This is a genomic window from Sphingobium sp. EP60837 (assembly GCF_001658005.1).
In the GTDB taxonomy this organism is placed as follows: domain Bacteria; phylum Pseudomonadota; class Alphaproteobacteria; order Sphingomonadales; family Sphingomonadaceae; genus Sphingobium; species Sphingobium tyrosinilyticum.
In genome coordinates, this window is sequence record NZ_CP015986.1 from 1111719 (window position 1) to 1131826 (window position 20108).

General features: G+C 63.3%; 17 protein-coding genes and 1 pseudogene. 14 read left to right on the forward strand and 4 right to left on the reverse strand.

The genetic code is table 11. The features are described from left to right. Positions 1 to 1203 (reverse strand): aminodeoxychorismate synthase component I, encoded by a 1203-nt coding sequence (gene pabB / locus EP837_RS05430; protein ID WP_066525192.1) that lies wholly within the window; start codon positions 1201 to 1203, stop codon positions 1 to 3. Between the two features lie 107 nt (positions 1204 to 1310). Between pabB and EP837_RS05435 the strand changes: the two genes are divergently transcribed. Continuing rightward, positions 1311 to 1706, forward strand: coding sequence for a DUF983 domain-containing protein (locus EP837_RS05435; protein ID WP_066525194.1), 396 nt, complete (start codon positions 1311 to 1313; stop codon positions 1704 to 1706). A 133-nt stretch (positions 1707 to 1839) separates the two neighbouring features. On the opposite strand, the gene EP837_RS05440 is transcribed toward EP837_RS05435, so the two are convergent. Next, the gene (locus EP837_RS05440) at positions 1840 to 2277 is read right to left on the reverse strand and encodes an acyl-CoA thioesterase (RefSeq protein ID WP_066525203.1); all 438 of its coding nucleotides are present in this window, start codon (positions 2275 to 2277) and stop codon (positions 1840 to 1842) included. A 216-nt stretch (positions 2278 to 2493) separates the two neighbouring features. On the opposite strand from EP837_RS05440, the gene EP837_RS05445 reads away from it, so the two are divergent. The 8 genes and pseudogenes from EP837_RS05445 (at position 2494) to EP837_RS05480 (ending at position 12817) form a co-directional block, all read left to right on the forward strand. Next, positions 2494 to 3720, forward strand: coding sequence for a YceI family protein (locus EP837_RS05445; RefSeq protein WP_066525205.1), 1227 nt, complete (start codon positions 2494 to 2496; stop codon positions 3718 to 3720). 42 nt (positions 3721 to 3762) lie between these two features. Then, positions 3763 to 4881, forward strand: coding sequence for an AI-2E family transporter (locus EP837_RS05450; RefSeq protein ID WP_066528775.1), 1119 nt, complete (start codon positions 3763 to 3765; stop codon positions 4879 to 4881). Between the two features lie 38 nt (positions 4882 to 4919). Continuing rightward, complete coding sequence (locus EP837_RS05455) at positions 4920 to 5582, forward strand: peroxiredoxin (RefSeq protein WP_066528778.1); 663 nt, start codon at positions 4920 to 4922, stop codon at positions 5580 to 5582. A 5-nt stretch (positions 5583 to 5587) separates the two neighbouring features. Next, a complete protein-coding gene (locus EP837_RS05460; RefSeq protein ID WP_066525207.1) occupies positions 5588 to 6631 on the forward strand; it encodes an MBL fold metallo-hydrolase in 1044 nt (347 codons plus the stop codon). A gap of 292 nt (positions 6632 to 6923) precedes the next feature. Next, positions 6924 to 10241 (forward strand): annotated as a pseudogene (locus EP837_RS05465) (glycosyltransferase). Positions 10242 to 10369: 128 nt separating this feature from the next. Continuing rightward, entirely contained in the window at positions 10370 to 10753 is a 384-nt protein-coding gene (locus EP837_RS05470; protein WP_066528780.1) for a PDZ domain-containing protein, read from the forward strand. Then, positions 10750 to 11436: a winged helix-turn-helix domain-containing protein gene (locus EP837_RS05475; RefSeq protein WP_066525209.1), complete on the forward strand. Its 687-nt coding sequence runs from the start codon at positions 10750 to 10752 to the stop codon at positions 11434 to 11436. The genes EP837_RS05470 and EP837_RS05475 overlap by 4 nt, the downstream gene beginning before the upstream one ends. Continuing rightward, the gene (locus EP837_RS05480) at positions 11420 to 12817 is read left to right on the forward strand and encodes a sensor histidine kinase (RefSeq protein ID WP_225870578.1); all 1398 of its coding nucleotides are present in this window, start codon (positions 11420 to 11422) and stop codon (positions 12815 to 12817) included. The genes EP837_RS05475 and EP837_RS05480 overlap by 17 nt, the downstream gene beginning before the upstream one ends. Before the next feature lie 36 nt (positions 12818 to 12853). Here EP837_RS05480 and EP837_RS05485 read toward each other — a convergent pair whose 3' ends face one another. Together EP837_RS05485 and EP837_RS05490 are read right to left on the reverse strand one after the other, a co-directional pair. After that, positions 12854 to 14248, reverse strand: coding sequence for an FkbM family methyltransferase (locus EP837_RS05485; RefSeq protein ID WP_066525212.1), 1395 nt, complete (start codon positions 14246 to 14248; stop codon positions 12854 to 12856). Positions 14249 to 14390: 142 nt separating this feature from the next. Next, complete coding sequence (locus tag EP837_RS05490; RefSeq protein WP_066525213.1) at positions 14391 to 15254, reverse strand: sulfotransferase family protein; 864 nt, start codon at positions 15252 to 15254, stop codon at positions 14391 to 14393. Between the two features lie 450 nt (positions 15255 to 15704). Between EP837_RS05490 and EP837_RS05495 the strand changes: the two genes are divergently transcribed. Genes EP837_RS05495 through EP837_RS05515 form a run of 5 tightly spaced genes read left to right on the forward strand, consistent with a single transcriptional unit; the run spans position 15705 to position 20108 of the window. Next, positions 15705 to 16889: a glycosyltransferase family 4 protein gene (locus EP837_RS05495; RefSeq protein WP_066525216.1), complete on the forward strand. Its 1185-nt coding sequence runs from the start codon at positions 15705 to 15707 to the stop codon at positions 16887 to 16889. Beyond that, complete coding sequence (locus tag EP837_RS05500; RefSeq protein WP_066525220.1) at positions 16889 to 17491, forward strand: sugar transferase; 603 nt, start codon at positions 16889 to 16891, stop codon at positions 17489 to 17491. The genes EP837_RS05495 and EP837_RS05500 overlap by 1 nt, the downstream gene beginning before the upstream one ends. After that, positions 17463 to 18386 carry a methionyl-tRNA formyltransferase gene (locus EP837_RS05505; protein WP_066525223.1) on the forward strand — a complete coding sequence of 308 codons (924 nt, stop codon included), beginning with the start codon at positions 17463 to 17465 and terminating at the stop codon, positions 18384 to 18386. Before EP837_RS05500 ends, EP837_RS05505 begins: the two co-directional genes overlap by 29 nt. Beyond that, positions 18383 to 19066 carry a PIG-L deacetylase family protein gene (locus EP837_RS05510; RefSeq protein WP_066525225.1) on the forward strand — a complete coding sequence of 228 codons (684 nt, stop codon included), beginning with the start codon at positions 18383 to 18385 and terminating at the stop codon, positions 19064 to 19066. The genes EP837_RS05505 and EP837_RS05510 overlap by 4 nt, the downstream gene beginning before the upstream one ends. A gap of 1 nt (position 19067) precedes the next feature. Continuing rightward, positions 19068 to 20108, forward strand: a complete 1041-nt coding sequence (locus EP837_RS05515; RefSeq protein ID WP_156518393.1) for an ATP-grasp domain-containing protein — start codon at positions 19068 to 19070, stop codon at positions 20106 to 20108.

The following is a 20108-nucleotide window of genomic DNA, read 5'->3' on the forward strand; positions in this document are numbered from 1 at the left end:
CTATTCAAGCCCCCTTAGCCCAACTGTTCCTGCGGCGGTGAGAAAGCGCCCTTTGGCCAGGCATTCCGCCCATTCGGATGCCGCATCCGAGTCCGCGATGATGCCCGAACCCAATCCGAGGCGCCCCTCACTGCTGCCTTCTTCAACCCAAATGGTTCGAATGGCAACATTGAAGGCGGCATCGCCATTGGGATCGATCCAGCCCATCGCGCCGGTATAGACGTCGCGCGGAAAAGCTTCGACCGCGTCGATGATCTCCATCGCCCGCACTTTGGGCGCGCCGGTGATCGAGCCGCAAGGAAAGAGGACGCGCAATATGTCGATCGGGCCAAGGCCGGGCAGCAGCCGCGCGCGGATGGTCGAAACCATCTGATGGACGGTAGGATAGGTTTCGACATGGAAGAGGTCGGGAACCGTCACCGTGCCTGCGCGCGCGACGCGGGAAAGGTCGTTGCGCAGCAGATCGACGATCATCAGATTTTCGGCGCGTTGTTTGGCGTCAGTCTCAAGCTGCTCCGCCAGCGCCGCATCGCGCGCCGGATCGACGGCGCGTCGCGCGGTGCCCTTCATTGGCCGGGCGGTGAGTTGGCCGCGCACATTGGTGAAGAACAGCTCCGGTGAAAAAGAGAGGATATTTTGCGCGCCGGTGCGGATGATGCCGCCATAGCCCGCGCGCTGCCGAGGGCGAATTGCGGCATAGAGCGCCATGACGTCGCCAGTGAAGCGTGTGGCGCAGGGGAAGGTCAGGTTCACCTGATAAATGTCGCCTGCGCGGATATATTCCTGCACGCTGTCGAAGGCGACCCGATAGGCCTGTTCGTCCACGAGCGGCCGGGGTGGCTCAATGCCTGCGGTGGCGGGATCGGGCAGGAGGTCCGGCATCAGATCAGGATCGATCAAGCGATGACCTTCAAACAGGCCGAACCAGAGCAGCGGCATGGCGGGCGGGCGACCCTTTTGCCCGGCGGCGAGCTGGAGCAGCCGGTCCTCCAGCACCAGTCCCGCTTCATAGCTTATATAACCAGCGGCGTGCAGGCCCCTCTCTCCGGCTTCGGCGAGACGGTCGAGCGCGGGCTGCACATCCTCAAGCCGGTGGGCGACGATAACGTCCACCGGGTCGCGATAGAGGCGCGCCGGGGCGGGATTACGCTCTCGCGCATCGTCGAATAGGACAAAGGCTTCGGAAGGACCCGGCAGTCGCATCGCGCCCTCTTAACAGCCTTTTGGAGAGGCGAAAGGGTCATGGGCGCTTTATCCATGGCTTGATCCATGGGTTGCGCACCCTCTCGCTTGACCATAGGGACGGGCGCATGAGCAACCACCCTGCCGCAGACATCGCCGAACGGCCGCTTCGCCCCGCATTGACGCGAGCGCTGCGGGGACGTTGCCCGGCGTGCGGCGAAGGGGCGATGTTCGCTGGCTTTCTGAAGCCCAGTGCGGCGTGCGAGGCGTGCGGGCAGCCATGGGACTTGTCGCGGGCGGATGATTTTCCCGCCTATATCGTCATCCTGCTGTTGGGGCACATTTTGGTGCCGCTGATGATCGAGGTGAACAGCGCGCTGGCGATCCCGCTGGGGGTGCAGGCGGCGCTATGGCCTGGGCTGGCGGTGGTGTTGGCTGCGATCATGATCCAGCCGGTGAAAGGCGCGGTGATCACCTTTCAATGGGCGCGGCGGATGGATGGGTTCGCACAGACGAAGGGCTGAATACGCTCCGTTCGGTCAGGCAGGGTCGATAACGGAAAGAGCGGGACGGTTTCTCGACTTCGCTCGAAACGAACGGAGATTTGAGCGCGAACCAGTAAGCCCTTTTTTTGGCACCCAGCTCGCTAGAGATGACTTACGCCGGTTTGCGTAGGAAATTGCGTTCCATCGCTTCGCGCAGGCTAGCATCGATGACGCGGCGGCCTTCCGAACCGTGGGTGACGACTGTGGTGTCGCAGGTGGCGACGCAGACGCCCTTCTGGAAGGCGGCGGAGCTGACCGTCCAGCTTGTGCGACCGATATGGCCGATGCCGCAATGCACCTCGAACGGATAGGGGAAGTGCGATTCCTCAACGAAGTTCAGCGACACGGCGGCGACCAGCCAGCGCACGCCCTGTTCCTGGGGATGACGGCCAAGATGATGATGAAAGCGGATGCGGGCGGTTTCGAAGATGCCGGAGATGGCCACATTGTTGATGTGGCCCATCGTGTCGATATCCTGGAAGCGCGTGTCCATGCTGGTGATGAAGCTGTAGGCTTCGGGGCTCAAGCGCCAGGATTCGGGTTTTGCCATGTCCTGCTTTCCAACCAGTTATATCCTAAAGGCTCTTAGCCAGTGCGGGCGGCGATGCAATCGCCGCAGGAAAATTGGCCAAACTGCGACCTTTTTGACACAGGCGATGTTAGCTGCAGCGCAAAAAGGAACGCTGTGTTTCCGCTTGCAGCCATGGACTTTGACCCGGCGGTTTCATAGCGTTGGCGGATCTGCCTTACCCTCGGTCGAGGACCTATGCGCCGCTACAGCCTTATCGCCATCTTCCTCCACTGGGCGATCGCCGCCCTCCTGGCTTTTCAGATCGCCGTCGGGTCGGCGCTGGAGGATTTGGGCGCGCGGGGCTTCGCGCTTTTCCAGCTGCACAAGTCGATTGGCATCACGATTCTGGCGCTGACGGTCGCGCGCGTGGTCGTGCGCTATACAAGGCCGCGTCCGGCGCCCGTCGAGGGCGGCTGGCAGGGCGCATTGGCGAAGGGGGTGCATGGCGGGCTGTACCTCTTCATGCTGGGCGCGCCGCTGACCGGGTGGGCGCTGGTATCGACGGCCAAGGTCAAGGTGCCGACGCTGGTCTTCGGGATCATCCCCCTGCCCCATCTTCCTTTGCCAGCCGGAGCGAATGACCCGGCCCTGGCGGCGCATGCACTGCTGGCCTGGGTCGGCATCGCCTTGTTTGCGCTGCATGTCGCGGGCGCGTTGCGGCACCACATATTGCTGCGTGACGGCCTGCTGTGGCGAATGATGCCGGCGCGATCGCCGCTGCTGCTGGTGGCGCTACCCGGCCTGATGGCGGCCGGCTTCCTGCTGGGGCGTCTCATCCTGCCTGCGCCTGCGCCAAAGGCTGCAGCCGCGCAGGAAAAGATCCTCACGGTCGAGGAACAGTCGCCGACCGATACAACCGCTGTGGCCGACAATGCCGTGAATGCAGCGCCTCCGGCCGAAGTGGAGAATAGTGCAGCCGAGCCGGTGGGACCGCCGCCCGCCTGGACCGTGCAGCCGGGCGGAACCATCGGCTTTTCGGTGGGCAATGGCGGCGACACGATCCGGGGCAGCTTCTCCAGATGGACGGCGAAGATTGTGATGGACCCCGACCATCCTGAAACCGCCGACCTTCGCGTCGAGATCGATCTGGCGAGCGCGAGCGTGGGGGATGCCTATCAGGACGGCATGCTTGCAGGGGACGAGTTTTTCGGCGTGGCCGCGCATCCCAAGGCGGTCTTCACGGTCAAGGGCGCGGAAAAGACCGGCGCGAACAGCTACCGCGCGTCGGGAACGCTGACCTTGAAGGGGGCGAGCGAGCCGCAGGCCATTCGCTTCACCCTGTCCGGCGCGGGCGCAAAGCGGAAGGTATCGGGCTCAGCCAGCATCGCGCGCGCCGCCTTTGGCGTCGGCAATGGTGAAAGCAGCACGGGCCTGGACCCCAAGGTAGCGCTCAATTTCCGGTTCAATGCGAAGGCCGAATAAGCGGGCATGGATTTGCCGCCGCGCTTATGCCAAAGCGCGAGCATGAGCGACCAGCCGCAAAATGTCCGCATCGAGGATGGAGTCTTTCTAGGCTTCGTGCTGCTGGTGTCGGTCGGTTTCGCGCTGGTGATCGAGCCGTTTTTCGCGGCGATCCTGTGGGGCGTGATCGCCGCAATCCTGTTTGGGCCGGTGAACCAGAATCTGCTGCGGCAGATGCCGGGTCGGCGCAACAGCGCGGCGGGGCTGACGTTGCTGCTGATCGTTGCGGTCGTTATTTTGCCCGCGATCATCCTGGCCGTCGCGTTGGTGCAGGAAGCTACGCTCTTCTACGGCAAGGTGCAGTCGGGCGAGATCAATATCGCGCATACATTCTATCAGTTCCAGGCGCGGTTGCCGGACTGGGCGTCGGCGATGCTGGCGCGGGTGGGCATCACCAATTTCGCGACGGTGCGCGAGGCGCTGAGCCAGGGGATCGCCAACAGTTTCCGGTCGGTGGCGGCGCAGGTGTTCCAGATCGGGCAGAGCGCGTTCAGCTTCTTCGTGGCGTTGAGCGTGACGCTCTACCTCACTTTCTTCCTGCTGCGGGACGGGCCTGCGCTGGCGGCGCGGCTGGACCGGGCGGCGCCGCTGCGCTCCACGCACAGGCGCGCGCTGATGGAGCAGTTCGTCGTCGTCACCCGCGCCACCATCAAGGGCAGCGTTGTCGTCGCCATCGTCCAGGGGATGATCGGAGGCGTGGTCTTCTGGGCGCTGGGGCTGCAGGGGCCGCTGCTCTGGGGCGTGCTGATGGGCTGCTTCTCGTTGATCCCAGCCGTCGGAACGGGGCTCGTCTGGGTGCCGGTCGCGCTCTATCTGCTGGCGACGGGAGCGGTGGTCAAGGGCATTATCCTGATCGTCTGCGGCCTGTTCATCATCGGCATGATCGACAATCTGTTGCGCCCGATCCTGGTTGGACGCGACACCCGTATCCCAGACTATGTGGTGCTGATCACCACGCTGGGCGGGATCGACATGTTCGGGTTCAACGGCATCGTCATCGGCCCGGTGATCGCAGCCCTGTTCATCGCCACTTGGAACATCGTAACGCGGATGCGCACCGGCAACGGCATTGAAGGGCCCCTTACCCAGGAAGAGCCGCTACCCCCTGCCCCTGCTCCATGATAGGTTGAGGAGGCCCACGACTCCACAGGAGGGAGATGATGGCACTCTCGATCGGCAGCAAGGCCCCCGACTTCACCGCGCAGACCACGCAAGGGCAGATCAGCTTTCATGAATGGCTGGGCGACAGTTGGGGCATCATTTTTTCACACCCCAAGGATTTCACCCCGGTCTGCACGACCGAACTGGGCTATCTCGCGCGGCTGACGCCGGAATTCGAGAAGCGCAATTGCAAGGTGATCGGCCTGTCGGTCGATCCCGTCGGCAATCATGAGCGCTGGTTGGGCGACATAAGGTCCGCGACCGGCGGCGATGTCACCTATCCCATCATCGGCGATAGCGACCTTAAGGTAGCCAAGCTCTACGAGATGCTGCCTGCCGAGTCAGGCGATACGTCCGAGGGGCGAACGGCAGCGGACAATCAGACGGTGCGAACGGTCTATCTGATCGGTCCCGACAAACTGATCAAGGCGATGCTGAGCTATCCCATGAGCAGCGGGCGCAACTTTGACGAGGTGCTGCGCCTGCTCGACAGCTGCCAGCTCACCGCCAAGCACAAGGTCGCTACGCCGGTGAATTGGAAATGGGGCGAGGATGTAATTATCGTACCGTCCGTGTCGGATGAGGAAGCAAAGGAGCGTTTCCCGGACGGGTGGAACAGCGTCACGCCCTATTTGCGGGTCGTGCCACAGCCTCAGGAATAGGCGCCATGTTCTTCGCGGTCTTCCAGGATGGCGAAGGGTGCAAATCCTACATTATCGCCAACGAGCAGTGCTGCGCCGCGGCCATCATCGATCCGGCGCTGGATCAGGTGGACCGTTATCTGGGCGAGGTGAACAAGCAGGGATTGCGCGTCCGCTACATCATCGACACCCATACTCATGCCGATCATTTCTCCGGCGCGCGGGCTTTGCGGGAGGCGCTGAACGCGCCGATCGTCATGCACCGATTTTCGCCCGCGCCTTATGTCGATCTGCATGTCGAAGATGGCCATTCGCTCCCCCTGGGCGACATGCGCATGCATATCCTCCACACGCCCGGCCATACGCGCGATTCGATGGCGATCCATGTCGAGGATCGGGTCTTTACCGGGGATACGCTGCTGATCGGCGGCACCGGACGCAGCGATTTGCCCAGTGGCGATCCGGAACAGCTATATGACAGCCTGTTCCGCAAGCTGCTGGCGCTGCCAGGCGATACGCTGGTCTATCCAGCGCATGACTATAAGGGACGGGAGAGTTCCACCATAGCTGAGGAGCGGGTGACCAATCCCCGGCTCGCCAAGGTCGATCGCGCCGAGTTCGTCGCAATGATGAACAGCCTCAACCTGTCCGCCCCCACCCATCTGACCGAAGCGCTGCGCACCAACATGTCCGGAGGCAAGACGGTACGCCAGCTATTGCAGGAAGCGGCGGCCAAGGTGCCATTCATGGCGATGGCCGAGTTGCGGCAGCGGCTGGTGCAGAGGGCGAACGACTTCGTGATATTGGACGTTCGAGAGAAAGAGGCGTTCGCCGCGAGTCATGTGCCGGGCGCGACCCATGTGCCGCGCGGTCAGTTGGAACTGCGGGTGAATGAGGTGCTGCCCGATCCGCATGTCGAGATACTGACCGTCTGCGAACTGGGGAAGATTTCGACCCTGGCCGCCGCCACTTTGCGCGAGCTGGGATTTCCGCGCGCGACCGCGCTTGACGGAGGAATGGCGGCCTGGCGGGAGCAGGGCAATCCTGTGGAGAGCGGTTTGACGGCCTGAAGCCAAGCCGCTTTGCTGATGACCAAAATTTCATGATCGGCACATCCTCCGCCAAGACATGGGGGTCTAGTGGCCATTGGTTTAGAGCAACGTAGCCTGATCAGCATCACTCCCCGCCCGTTCGACCAGAGCTAGTCGAAGGGCTTTTCTTCTCTTCAGATAGCAAGAGCGGGCTTCGACAGGCTCAGCCCGAACGGGATGAGCGGGTCGCAAAGGGCGGATGAGGCGGTGGCGGTTCCTGGCCCGTTCTCGACATAAGCATGTTCGTGCGACGGGACTTCAAGGCAAGCAGATGACGAGACCTATCTTCTTCGATCCGACTGGGCGGCGGGGGCTGTGGGCGCGGCGATCGCTTGCAGCGGGCTTGGTCGTGATGCTGCTGACCGCACTCGCCTTTGCCACGACATTGATTGAGGTGCCTGCGGGCACCGCGCTCCCCCTGCCCTTTCCCCACCTCCACGCCGCGCGGCTGGTCGGCCTGTCTGACGGGCGTCATTCGCTGCGGTCCTGGCTGCCCCATTGGCTGGGTGGGCGGCGCGGGCAGGTGAAGCATAAACTGTCGATCGGCTTCTACGTACCCGATGATGAGAATAGCCTGGCGTCGCTGCGGCGCCATGCAGGACAGCTGGATTGGGTAGCCCCCGCACTGGTGAGCGTGGCCGGGCGAGGCCATGCGCTGCACATCATCGACGACCCGCGCTTCGACCGGCTGATCGCAAGCCAGCCTCATGCGCCCAAGATCTTACCGATGGTGCAAAATATCGGCGGTGGAAGCTGGGAAGGCGGGAATGTCGCGCGACTGCTCGCCAGCCGGACGGCCAGCCACCATGTCGCCGGCCAACTCGCAGCCTTTGTAGCGCAGCGGCATGCGGCGGGGCTGGTCATGGATTTCGAAGCACTGCCCGAAAGCGCGACCGGTGATTATCTGCGCTTCCTGCAGGAACTGCGACTGGCCCTGCCGGCGGGCGCGCATCTGGCGGTGACGGTCGCGGCGGAAGAACAGGGCTGGCGCCTCCGCCAATTCGCGCGGGTTGCGGATTAGGTGATCTTCATGGCCTATGACCAGCATTGGCAAGGCGGGACGCCGGGGCCCATCGCCGCACAGACTTGGTTCGCGCAGCATGTGCAGGATGCGTTGCGGGCGATTGGTCCCGAGAAGATCGTCGTCGCGCTCGGCAGCTACGCCTATGACTGGCATGATGGCGGGACAGACGCGCTGTCGCTCGACGAAGCCTGGCTCGCGGCACATGACAGCAGCGCGACAGTCCGCTTCGACGCCGCGAGCGGCAATGCAGGCTTCGCCTATGATGAAGGGACGAGGCATCACCAAATCTGGATGCTGGATGCGGCAACCTGCTGGAACGAGATGCGAGCGCTCAAGCGCTTGGGCATCGCAGGGATCGCTCTTTGGCGGCTGGGCAGCGAAGACCCCGGTTTCTGGAACGACCTGGCCGCCTTCCGGTCGGGCGGGCTGCCGGACCTGCGCCACGTCGCGAGCTTATTGAACACCGATGTGGAGGGGACCGGCGAGATATTGCGGATCACGGCGACGCCCAGCGAGGGCGCGCGCGACGTGCAGTTCGACAATGACGATCTGATCGCGCGGGAACGCTATCGCCAATTGCCGACCCCCTATCAGGTTCAGCGGACCGGCGCGCAGCCTCATATGGTGGCGCTGACCTTCGATGATGGCCCCGATCCCAAATGGACGCCGAAAATCCTGTCGATCCTTGAGCGGGCGCATGTTCCCGCCACCTTCTTCGTTGTCGGCGAAAATGCGCTGGAACATCCGGGGCTGCTCCGCCGCAACGTCGCGGACGGGGACGAAATCGGCAACCACACCTATTCCCATCCCAATCTGGCGACCGCTTCACCTGGGCAGACGGAACTGGAATTAAACGCCACGCAGCGGCTGGTGCAGGCTTATACCGGGCGCAGTACGCGGCTGTTCCGCGCGCCCTATTTCGGGGACGCAGAGCCAACGACGGCCGATGAGCTGCAGCCCGCCCTGGCGGCGCAGCGGGCAGGCTATACGGTGGTGGGCCTGCATGTCGATCCCAATGACTGGCAGCGGCCGCAAGCGGACAAGATCGTGCGGGAAGTCGATCGGCAGGTGGGAGACGTCACGCCCGACAGGTCGGCGAACATCATCCTGTTGCATGACGGCGGCGGGGAACGGTCGCAAACGGTTGCCGCCCTCCCTCGCATCATCGCCAACCTGCAAGCGCGCGGCTATCGCTTCGCCCTGGTGTCCCAGCTTGCGGGGCTGAACCAGGCCGATGCGATGCCGCCGGTCAAGGCGAATGATCTGACCGCGGTGCGGATCGATGTCGCGATCTTCATTCTGCTGGCCGGAGGATCGGCGCTGCTCGGCTGGTTGTTCTACCTCGCCATCTCGCTGGGGATCGGACGCGCCGTGCTGATGGCCTCTTTGGCCTGGTTCCAGTCCCGCCGGGACCAGGCCGCGCCGCCGGTGCATCAGCCGAGCGTGTCGGTCATCATTCCCGCCTATAATGAGGAGCGGGTAATCGAGGCGTCGGTGCGTCGGGTGCTGTCCAGTGCCTATCCCGGATTGCAGGTGATCGTCGCCGATGACGGATCGAGCGACGCGACAAGTGCAGTCGTCGCCCGCGCGTTCGGCAGCGATCCGCGCGTGCAACTGGTGACGCTGGCAAATGGCGGCAAGGCGGCTGCGCTGAATCGCGCGCTGCTGCATGCCGATGGCGACGTCATCATCGCGCTGGATGCCGACACGCAGTTCGAGCCCGAGACGATCGGCCGCCTGGCGCGCTGGTTCGCAAACCCGGAGATCGGCGCGGTGGCAGGCGACGCGCGGGTGGGTAATCGGGTCAATCTGGTGACCCGCTGGCAGGCGCTGGAATATATCACCGCCCAGAATTTGGAGCGGCGCGCCCTGGCGGGTTTCGACGCCATGACGGTGGTGCCGGGCGCGGTCGGCGCCTGGCGGCGGCGAGCGCTGGACGCGGTGGGCGGCTATCCCGAAGACACGCTGGCGGAGGATCAGGACCTGACCATCGCGATCCAGCGCGCGGGATGGCGGGTCACCTACGATCCCGATGCGGTCGCCTGGACCGAAGCGCCGGAAAGCTTCAAAGCGCTGGCGCGTCAGCGCTATCGCTGGGCGTTCGGGACGCTGCAATGCCTGTGGAAGCATGGCCCCATCCTGCGCGAACGCCGGCCGACCGGGCTGGCGCTGGTCGGCCTGCCCCAAGCCTGGCTGTTCCAGATCGCCTTTGCCGCGATATCGCCGGTGATCGACCTGGCGTTGTTGCTGTCGGTTATCAGCACCATCTTGCGTGTGCAGCAGCATGGCTGGGCGCAGACCAATGGCGATGTGGCCGCGATGGCGCTTTACTGGCTGATCTTCACCGGGATCGACATAATATGCGGCTGGGTGGCCTATCGCCTGGACGGCCGCAGCCCGCCTTATCCCGCGCTGCTGCTGGTGGCGCAGCGCTTCATCTATCGGCAGATCATGTATTGGGTGGTGATCCGCGCCATCGCATCGGCCATCGGCGGCTGGGTCGTCGGCTGGGGCAAATTGGAGCGGTCGGGCCGGGTGGCTATGCAGCAGCCCGCGGCCGCATGACCCTTGCGTGAACAAAGCTTAACGTGACCGGCCGCGACTTTCCCGCCATGGTCCAGGACAGGCGGAACGGAGACCATGCCCCCTGTACCCTCCTCCGTTCCGCCGAACCGATGAAGGAGAGCGACTGCATGAGGCGTGGCTTGGGCGATCCTGCTGTCACGGGCGGTTTGCTCGCAGCGCTGGCCCTGTGCACCCTGCTCATCAGCCTTGCTTTCTTCCTCCACTTGCGTCGCGATCCGATGGGCGAGGCGGTACGTGGCCGGATGTTACCCGGCCTTACGATCGGCGCGACGGGACCCGCGCTGACCGTAACCAGCATAAGATCGGGAGGAGAAGCAGCCCGGCATGGGGTTGCCGTGGGGGATGTCATCGTCGCGATCGACGGAAAATCCTTTCGCTCGCTGGATCAGGCGGAGGCTTATCTGATAAGCCAGCCCAGCGATGATGTCGTGCTGGATCTGAGGGGAAGCGGTGGGCGGCATGTCGTCGCGCTGGATCGGGGATTGCGATGAGCCACAAATTGCTGGTGGTGGAAGATGACGAGGCGACAGCGGCCTATATCGTCAAGGGGCTGACCGAAGCAGGCTTCACCGTAGATCATGCCGCGGACGGCCGCGAAGGCTTTTTCCTGGCAAGTGACGGAAGTTATGGTGCAATCATACTCGACCGCATGATGCCCGCCATGGATGGCATGTCGGTGTTGAAGGCGCTGCGCGCCGCCGGCATCGACACACCGGTTCTCATCCTGTCAGCACTCGGCACGCCGGAGGATCGGGTGGAAGGGTTGACGAGCGGATCGGACGATTATCTCGTAAAGCCATTCAGCTTCGCCGAATTGCTGGCGCGGGTCCAACTTCTGCTGCGGCGGGCGGGCGCGGGCAATGCCGTGGTCACCGTCTTGCGGCACGACGACCTGGAAATGGACCTGATGGCGCGGCGGGTGAAGCGGGGCGGCAAGGCTGTCGATCTGCAACCGCGCGAGTTCCGGCTGCTGGAATTCTTCCTGCGCCATGCCGGGCAGGTGGTGACGCGCACCATGTTGCTGGAAGGCGTGTGGGATTATCATTTCGACCCTGGCACAAATGTGATCGATGTGCATGTGAGCCGCCTTCGCCGGAAACTGGACGACGGGTCTGAGCGGCCACTGCTCCATACGGTGCGGGGCGCGGGCTATCGCCTTGGCCTTGCCGCATAGGGGCGTGCGGCGCTGGCCGCCGATCCTGCGATCCTCGATAGCTCGGTTCATCGGACTCGCCTTTCTGGGGCAGTTTCTTGTGACTGGGGGCGTGCTGCTTTACGTCCAGCAGGCGAGCCAGCGCACGGTGATCGCCGCTGAGCGGGAGGCGGCGGACGAACTGCGCGACGACCTGATCGCTCTCTATCGCGCCGGGGGATCAGACGCGGTGCGCAGGGATGTCGCGGAGCGATTCCGGGCGAGCCGGGACGAAAATGTCGCGATCCTGCTGGCGGACCGTCATGGAAAGGCGCTGGCTGGCAATCTGAGCGCCTGGCCCGCCACGGTGCCCGAGCGGACAAGCTGGCGCAGCATCAATCTCTATCGCGTCGGCCGCGTCGAGCCCGAGCCGATCGGCGTGGTCGCGCAGCCCCTGGGCGATGGCAACCGCCTGCTGACAGGGGTGGTCGTCGCAAACAGCCTGCGCCTCGCCGCCATTCATGAGGAAGCCCTGAGCATCGCCTTTGCGGTCAGCCTGGTCCTGACGCTGGCCATGGCGATCATCCTCGGCCGCATCCTGGCAAGGCAGGTGTGGGGCATCGCTGCAACGGCACAGGAGGTTGCCGTGGGCGCGCTGCACCACCGTGTCGAGACGGACGGCAGCGGTGATGCGTTCGACCGGCTCGGCCAATCGATCAATGCTATGCTGGAGCGGATCGACAGTCTGGTCAGCCAATTGCGGATGATGACCGATGGGCTGGCTCATGACCTGAAATCGCCGGTCACGCGCCTGATGACCGTAATCGAGCAGGCCAGCACGCGCACGCAGGACGAGGGTGCGCTCGATGCATTGGACGAGGTACGGCGAGAGGCCGAAACGTTGCAGGCGATGCTGTCCACCGCGCTGCTGATCAGCCGGACGGAGGCGGGCTTGGGCGCGGACATGCTGCGTGAAACTGACCTTGGCAGACTGCTGGCTGACATCGCGGAAATCTACGGGCCGCTGGCTGAGGAAAGCGGCTTTGCGCTGACGGTGGAAGCGCCGGAGGAACCGCTGCTTTTTCCCGTACATCGGGAGCTGTTGAGCCAGGCGGTCGCGAACCTGATCGAAAATGCGCTGAAATATGCGGATGCGGGCGACCATATCCTGCTGACGGCGGCGCACCTGGACGCCCGCACCGCGCGCATCAGCGTCAGCGATAATGGATCGGGCATAGCGGCCGGCCAGCATGAGGAGGCGCTGCGGCGTTTTGGCCGCCTGGACCCGGCGCGCGGCAAGCCGGGGTCAGGGCTCGGCCTGTCGCTGGTCCGCGCGGTTGCGCGGCTCCATCATGGGACTGTCATGCTGCAGGATGCGGGCCCCGGATTATGCGTAACGCTGGAACTGCGCCGCTCCGGCTGAACATGGTCAGGAAGCAGGGCTATCCGCGACACCGCATTAAGAGGTGACATTATCCGCAATGTCCTCCGCCAGGCGATCCAGTTCGGCTGGGCGCTTTCTCTTGCTGATCAAGGCGTAAGCAAGTTCCCCCTCCTGCCAATAGGCAACCGTCTTGCCATTGCGGGTAAGCACCGCGGGTTTCGCGGGCGCTACGCCATCGTCGCGGACTGCAAAAAGCGAGACCGGGCGGCTGATATCATTGGTGATGGTCATTTGCAGGCTGGGGCCGCTGTCGGAGGGGAAAAGCTGGACATCGGTTACGCGCCAACCCCGAGGCAGGATCGGAAGCGCGATGCGGGCGTATGAGCCGACTTCGCCGACGTTGAACACCGCAGGGGGCGAACGCCGAAGGGCTGCCCGCATTTCCGCCACATGGTGCGATTGCAAGGCTTCCTGAATGAAATATTCCTCCGCCTGCCCCCGATCGACGGGAAGGCCCTTTCCGACGATGAACCAGCCACCCGCCAGCACCAATAAGGCCGCGGCGACGCGCGCAAGGTTCGCCGCTCCCCGATGGCGGCTGAGCGAGGCGGGACGCGCGCGAGAGCTTCTGTGCGGAAGGGGGATTACGCTGGCCGCAGGCGGATTGGCGACGGCGCTTTGGCGATGAAAGACTGCGTCGAAATGCTGGCCCGTGTCGTCGGGATTGACGCGCTTGAAGCCATGACGCTCCAGCAGGCCGAACACCTCGCTAGCCTTGGCGCCGTAGCGGCCAAGATTGCGGTCATCGACTTCGACGACGGCCGCGCGGGTCTGCGGCAGGTCGAGAATCGGCTGCAATCCCTGCAGCACCGCATATTCAAATCCCTCCACGTCAATTTTCACGGTGATGGACCTGTCGCCGATCAGCTTGAGGAGGCCGGGAAAGTCGCTGATCGACAAGGTCATGACCCGCTCGCCCGTCTGAACAGGCTCATTTGCGATGGAGAAGCGGCCGGAGTGGCCAGACGCGCTGTTATCGAGCAGTTCGGGCTGGGTCAGCGCCGCAAGCGCCATATTAAAGGGCAGGACATTGTCCAACGCATTGAGGCCGATGTTCCGGACGAGCTTGGCGAAGGTGGAAAAACACGGTTCGAAGGCGACGACCAGCCCATCGGCCCCGACCTGCTCGGCCGCCAGAAGCGTGAAGACGCCGCAATTGGCTCCAACATCGATGAAACAGTCGCCCGGCTGAAGATTTGTCACTTCATTGGACACCCGCTCGCCATATTTACCCGTCAGCCCAAGCAGATGAGTCCGGTCCCGGACATCGAAGCCAAGGCAAACATCGCCATAGCTGGACCGGACCGGCGTGCCATCCAGCATCGCGGCAAAGGGTGACAGCAGCCGCCATTTGCCACGGAAGCGAGGCAGGTGATGAATATAGAGGTTCAACAGCCAAGATCGAACCATCCTGGAATCAGGCATCAGCGCACCTCGCTTTAATCCCGAACATGTCTAAGCCACGCTATCCGCCAATGGTGAACTTTTCCGGGTTACTCCCCTTGCCGGTCACCTGAGAATCGAGGCACCGCAACCTACATGCGGTCCGGCGCTACTCCGCCGCGACGGCCTCTACGATTTTGGGGGCTGGCGCGCCTGTAAGCCAATGGCTGAGATCCTTCTGCAGAATGTCCTGAAGGATAAGGATGTCCTCGCGGTAGAACTCCCGAAGCATCTGCTGCAATTCCTCGGTCAGGGGCGGGTAACGAACCGGCGCCGCCAAAGATGCCCGCAGCTTCACCATCCATGGGTGAGAGCGTAGTGGGTCGAGGATCGGCCGTATCGGTTGAAGGATACGGCGCAGCGGCAGCGGCAGCATCGGGCTGGCGCTGTCATTCTTGCGGCTCGCAACTTCTTCCGGTGCGATATGCACGGGTACGCCGATATGTGCGCACACATCCGCTACCGCCTTTTCGGGTGCCTGCCGCAGCGATTCATACAGGATCACGTGAATCTGGTGGCGCGGATAGTGCAGTAGGAAGCGCCCTAGATGCGCGCCGTAAAGGCCGCCGGTCAGAAAGCGTGCCCCTTCCGGCTTCGCGCCTTGAAGATATTCGCGCAGATCGCCGCTCACCCATCCCCGCCGGAACAACATGCAATAGTCGGAATATGCGCGCCGAACCGGATCGCGCAGCTGGACGATCAGCCTGGCTTCGGGCAACGCGCTCGCCATACGGACGGCCGCCAGAGGATGAGCGAAATAGTCCGCCGACTTTTCCCCCACAATCCTGCCCGCCGGGGCGGGATCGAAGAGGGAGGCATACCATGCCGGCCCCCGCTCATATTCCGAACTGAAATAGTGCGGTTCGGCGTCAGGCAGCCACAGCTGAGGATGATTGCGGAGTTGATGTGCGATCCAGGTGGTCGCGCCCTTTACAGCGCCGATCACGATAAAGGCTGGCTGGCGATCAGTCATGGCCGTTCGATTTGCCTTTCCAGTCGTGGACACAGCAGTGCTATTTCCGGCGGCAGAAGGACGCGGATTTTGCGAGCATTAGCCAAAGGCTTGCCCGCTCCGACGTCCCGGATCATCTGCCTTTCCCCATCACGAGGATTTCCAGAATTTTCGCCAGGTTAGGCGAATATCGGCCTGCGGGCAGTTGTGCATCGGTACGAACCGATGAGGGGTAGCGCCACCACTCTTTTGGGTAGCAGGCACCCCAAGAAACTCGACACCTACCCGAAAGGATGCACCAGCCGCGCGACGGCTGTTCATCAGTATAGGTCGCGAAATGGTGCCGTTAATTTCAATGGCTTCCCCCTAAGATGAGCCAAGTCCCCGGTCGCGAACGGGGTGAGCCGTCAATCGCCGGAACAGATTGGCGCAGGCATCAGAAAGGACGCTGCCCGTGCAGCATGAAATGGCATGAAAATCATTGTCGTCGCCAGTCTTGCCTATTCGCTGATCAACTTCCGCGGGCGCCTGATCGCCGCGATGATAGAGAATGGGCATGAGGTCCTGTTGTGCGCGCCGGACCATGATCCGGAAATCGAAGCCAGGTTGAAGGCGATGGGGGCAACCTATCTGCAGATGCCGATGGCCCGTGCCGGCATGAATCCGTTCATCGATATTGTGACGCTGGCATGGCTGGTTCGCTGCTTCTGGCGCGAACGCCCGCAGGCCGTCCTGGCCTACACACAAAAGCCCATCATCTATGGCGGCATCGCAAGCCGATTATTCCGCAACATCGACTTCTACGCGATGGTGAGCGGCCTTGGCCATGTATTCAGCGACGGCGGATCGCGCCTGCTGACCTGTGTTCGAGCGATCGTTTCCGTCCTTTACCGGCTGGCGATCGGCAAGTCCAAGGCGGTATTCGTCTTTAACAGCGACGATCGCGGCGAGATGTTGCGGCACCATATCATCAAGCCGGAAAGCCGGGTCATACAGGTGCCGGGATCGGGCGTGGACCTGTCCCACTATGCGCAGGCTCCCCTGCCGGACGGGCCGGCGGTGTTCCTGATGATCGCACGGCTGCTGCGGAACAAGGGCCTGATCGAATATGTCGAGTCAGCAAAGATCGTGAAGGCCCGGTTTCCTGAAGCGCGCTTCCTCCTGCTGGGGCCGCTCGATGAAAACCCGGCCGCCATTTCCCGCGGAGATATTGCGCAATGGCACGAGGACGGGATCATCGAATATCTTGGCGAGACGCGCGACGTACGCCCCTATCTGGCGGGGGCGAGCATTTTCGTGCTGCCCAGCTGGTATCGCGAAGGGTTGCCCCGCACCATATTGGAAGCAATGTCGGTGGGTCGTGGCGTGATCACGACCGATATGCCGGGTTGCCGTGAACCGATTGTCCAGGGGATCAACGGCTTTGTGGTCGAACCGCGCAGCGTCCGGGCGCTTGCGGACGCGATGCTCACTGTCTGCGCACAGCCGGAGCTGCCCTTGCGCCTCTCCCGCGCTGCGCGAAGGACGGCGGAGGAGCGTTATTCGGTTGAGCGGGTGAATGCCATGCTGCTTTCAGCCATGGAGATAAAGGGCGTCAGCGCCGATCGAGGCGGAAGACCTGCCCTGAACGGGCGGTTGGCGGCCGGAGAATCCTGATGCCAACAAGGCGATTGGTCGATGTCCTGCTTGCTTCCACGGGGCTTGTGCTGTTCGCTCCGCTGATGGCGGTGATTGGCGGCTCTATCCGCATAGTGGATGGCGCGCCGGTGTTGTTCAAACAGACCCGAGTGACGCGGGGAGGCCGGCTGTTCGAAGTGCTCAAGTTCCGCACGATGAACGACAGGCGCGACTCCGAAGGGCGGTTGCTGCCCGACAGCATGCGCACCACCGCGCTGGGCGGCTTCCTCCGGCGCTTTCGCCTGGATGAACTGCCGCAGCTCTGGAACATCCTGACGGGCGCCATGACCCTGATCGGGCCACGACCGCTGCTACCCCCAACGATCGCGCAAGCCGGTGAGAGGGGACGGTTGCGATGCACCGTGCGGCCCGGCCTTACGGGATGGGCGCAGGTCAATGGCAACACGCTGCTGAACGATCAGGACAAGATCGCGCTGGACCTTTGGTATATCGCGAACCGCTCCTTGCGGCTCGACCTCACCATTCTTGCGCGCACCGTCAGGGTTGCTTTGGGCGGCGAGCGTTTCAACCTTTTGTCGATAAGGAGGGCGCATGAAGGCCATACTCGTAGGCGCGGTTGAAAGCACCAAGATCGCCCTCAAATGCCTCGCCGCCTCGGCCAAATGGGATCTGGCTGCCGTCTTCACGCTTCCGCCGGATCTTTCCGGGCGTCATTCCGATTTCGTCGATCTTGCCGAGGAGGCCGCAAGAGCGGGCACGCGGATCGTGCGCACCGCGAACATCAATTCCGATACTGCCCTGCAGGCGATCCGCGAGATGGAGCCGGACTATATTTTCGTCATCGGCTGGTCGCAGATTTGCGGTGAGCAGTTCAGGGCGACGGCAAGCAAAGGTGTGGTGGGCTATCATCCTGCGCCCCTGCCCCGCCTGCGCGGGCGCGCGGTCATCCCCTGGACCATCCTGCTGGACGAGCCCATCTCCGCCTCCTCCCTTTTCCTGATCGACGAAGGCGTGGATAGCGGCCCCCTGCTTGGCCAGCGATATTTCCACCTGGCGCCCGACGAGACGGCGGCGACGCTTTACGCCAAGCATATGGCGCGGTTGGAAGAGATGCTGCCTATGGTGCTGGAGGATATCGCCAGCGGATCCCCGATACTGTCGATCCAAGATGAACGCTGCGCCACCTATGCCGCGCGTAGGCGGCCCGAAGATGGCCTCATCGATTGGGCGCAGCCTGCATCGGCCGTCTGGCGCTGCGTCAGGGCCTGCGGCGATCCCTATCCGGGGGCGTGGACCAGCTATGGCGATGACCGGATCGTCATAGAGGCGGCCGTTCCCATACCGCTCCACCATCATGCCGCAGCATTGGCGGGTCAGATTGTGGAGCGGGGCGAAGGGGGCTTCACCGTGAAATGCGGCGACGATCAGGGGCTGCTTGTATCGCGATGGCGGACGGCTCGAGAAAAGCCCTTGCCTAATCACGCCATATTGGGGCGGCCGAAGGCGGCGGCATGACAATGATAGACAATATTCAGCGCGCCATGGTGATCGCTCCCCACCCGGATGACGAAGTGCTGGGGTGCGGCGGGACGATCGCGCGCCTGGTCTCGCTCGGCCGCCATGTCGAGGTCGTCGTGGCGACACGGGGCAGCGCGCCGATGTTCGATGCTGAACAGGTCGAGAAGGTACAGACTGAGGCGCGGCGGGCACATGCCATGCTGGGCATCGCGCGCACGCATTTTTTGGACTTTCCCGCAGCGATGCTGGATTCCCTACCGCGTGCCGAGCTGAACCAGGGCATCGGCACGCTCGTCGCCCAATGCCGCCCCGACGCCCTGTTCATACCCTTCGTCGGTGATTTGCACTTCGATCATGGGCTGATTTTCGAAGCGGCGATGGTGGCGGCAAGGCCGGTCGGCGCGCACTATCCCGCGCGCGTGCTCGCTTATGAAACCGTGTCGGAGACGAACTGGGCGGCCCCCTATCTAGGGCCAGCATTCCAGCCAAACCTGTTTGTCGATATAAGCGGCCATCTCGATCGCAAGATCGAGGCATTCAGCTGTTTCGCGTCGCAGGTGCGCCCCTTCCCCAACGAACGATCCGTCGAAACATTGCGGGCGCTGGCTCAAGTCCGGGGCAGCTGCGTTAACCGGGAAGCGGCCGAAGCATTCGTCCTGATCCGGGAGGTGTCCTGACATGGACTTGGCCACGACAAGCCATCGAGAAGGTTCCGCACTATTGGGCACGGAAATGGAGCAAGGGACACCCGGCGGGCGGTCGCTGCGCATGATGTTGAGCTCGGCAGGCCGCCGGGTCAGCCTCTTGCGCAGCTTTCGTGAGGCGGCAGGTGCGTTGGGCGCAGACCTGACCATCTTCGCATGCGACATGACGCCGGAGTGGAGCCCAGCCTGCATGGAAGCGGACAAGGCCTTTGCTGCGCCTCCAGCGGAAAGCGGCGAGTTCATCCCGGCGATGCTCGACATCTGCAAGGGTGAGCAGATCGGGTTGGTCGTGCCTACCATCGACACCGAACTGCTGGCCTATAGCCAGGCGCGGGACCAGTTCAGCGCCATCGGCTGCCATGTTGCCGTGAGCGACGAGCCGCTGGTTCAAATGGCGCGCGACAAGCTGGCGACGGCGACCTTCCTGGCGCAGGCCGGCCTCCCCTCCCCCCGCACCATTGCGCTCGAGGAGTTTTTGGACGGCGCTGCAAACCTTACACTGCCGCTCCTCGCCAAGCCGCGGCATGGCAGTTCGAGCCGCGGCATCATGATGGTGCATGATCGCGAACAGCTGCTGGGCCTGAAGAAGGCCGAACCCTATATTTTGCAGGAATATCTGCACGGCCGTGAATTCACCATAAGCCTTTATTTCGATCAGGAAGGCGCGCTGAAATGCGCGATCCCGCACGAGCGGCTGCGCGTGCGTTCAGGCGAGGTGGAAAAGGGAATCACGGTTCGCGATCGGGCGCTGCAGGACGTCGCCTGGCGGCTTGGCGAAAGTCTGCAGGGCGCGCGCGGCGCCCTGTGTTTTCAGGTGCGCGTGGATGCGAGTGGCGCGCCCTCCATTTTCGAGATCAACGCGCGTTTTGGCGGAGGCTATCCCTTGGCGCATCAGGCGGGCGCGCGCTTTGCCTTATGGATGCTGGAGGAACGGCTCGGGCTGCCCAAGACAGCGGATGACGGCTGGCGAGATGGCGTACTGATGCTGCGGTTCGACGATGCGGTCTTTGTCTGA

What these genes read in the sequence shown, in the direction of transcription:
- EP837_RS05510 (WP_066525225.1), top strand. Translation starts at nt 18,383, where the DNA reads ATGACAATGATAGACAATATTCAGCGCGCCATGGTGATCGCTCCCCAC.
- EP837_RS05505 (WP_066525223.1), top strand. Translation starts at nt 17,463, where the DNA reads ATGAAGGCCATACTCGTAGGCGCGGTTGAAAGCACCAAGATCGCCCTC.
- EP837_RS05450 (WP_066528775.1), top strand. Translation starts at nt 3,763, where the DNA reads ATGAGCGACCAGCCGCAAAATGTCCGCATCGAGGATGGAGTCTTTCTA.
- EP837_RS05460 (WP_066525207.1), top strand. Translation starts at nt 5,588, where the DNA reads ATGTTCTTCGCGGTCTTCCAGGATGGCGAAGGGTGCAAATCCTACATT.
- EP837_RS05455 (WP_066528778.1), top strand. Translation starts at nt 4,920, where the DNA reads ATGGCACTCTCGATCGGCAGCAAGGCCCCCGACTTCACCGCGCAGACC.
- EP837_RS05515 (WP_156518393.1), top strand. Translation starts at nt 19,068, where the DNA reads ATGGACTTGGCCACGACAAGCCATCGAGAAGGTTCCGCACTATTGGGC.
- EP837_RS05440 (WP_066525203.1), bottom strand. Translation starts at nt 2,277, where the DNA reads ATGGCAAAACCCGAATCCTGGCGCTTGAGCCCCGAAGCCTACAGCTTC.
- EP837_RS05500 (WP_066525220.1), top strand. Translation starts at nt 16,889, where the DNA reads ATGCCAACAAGGCGATTGGTCGATGTCCTGCTTGCTTCCACGGGGCTT.
- EP837_RS05435 (WP_066525194.1), top strand. Translation starts at nt 1,311, where the DNA reads ATGAGCAACCACCCTGCCGCAGACATCGCCGAACGGCCGCTTCGCCCC.
- EP837_RS05490 (WP_066525213.1), bottom strand. Translation starts at nt 15,254, where the DNA reads ATGACTGATCGCCAGCCAGCCTTTATCGTGATCGGCGCTGTAAAGGGC.
- EP837_RS05470 (WP_066528780.1), top strand. Translation starts at nt 10,370, where the DNA reads ATGAGGCGTGGCTTGGGCGATCCTGCTGTCACGGGCGGTTTGCTCGCA.
- pabB (WP_066525192.1), bottom strand. Translation starts at nt 1,203, where the DNA reads ATGCGACTGCCGGGTCCTTCCGAAGCCTTTGTCCTATTCGACGATGCG.
- EP837_RS05495 (WP_066525216.1), top strand. Translation starts at nt 15,705, where the DNA reads ATGAAAATCATTGTCGTCGCCAGTCTTGCCTATTCGCTGATCAACTTC.
- EP837_RS05475 (WP_066525209.1), top strand. Translation starts at nt 10,750, where the DNA reads ATGAGCCACAAATTGCTGGTGGTGGAAGATGACGAGGCGACAGCGGCC.
- EP837_RS05485 (WP_066525212.1), bottom strand. Translation starts at nt 14,248, where the DNA reads ATGGTTCGATCTTGGCTGTTGAACCTCTATATTCATCACCTGCCTCGC.
- EP837_RS05445 (WP_066525205.1), top strand. Translation starts at nt 2,494, where the DNA reads ATGCGCCGCTACAGCCTTATCGCCATCTTCCTCCACTGGGCGATCGCC.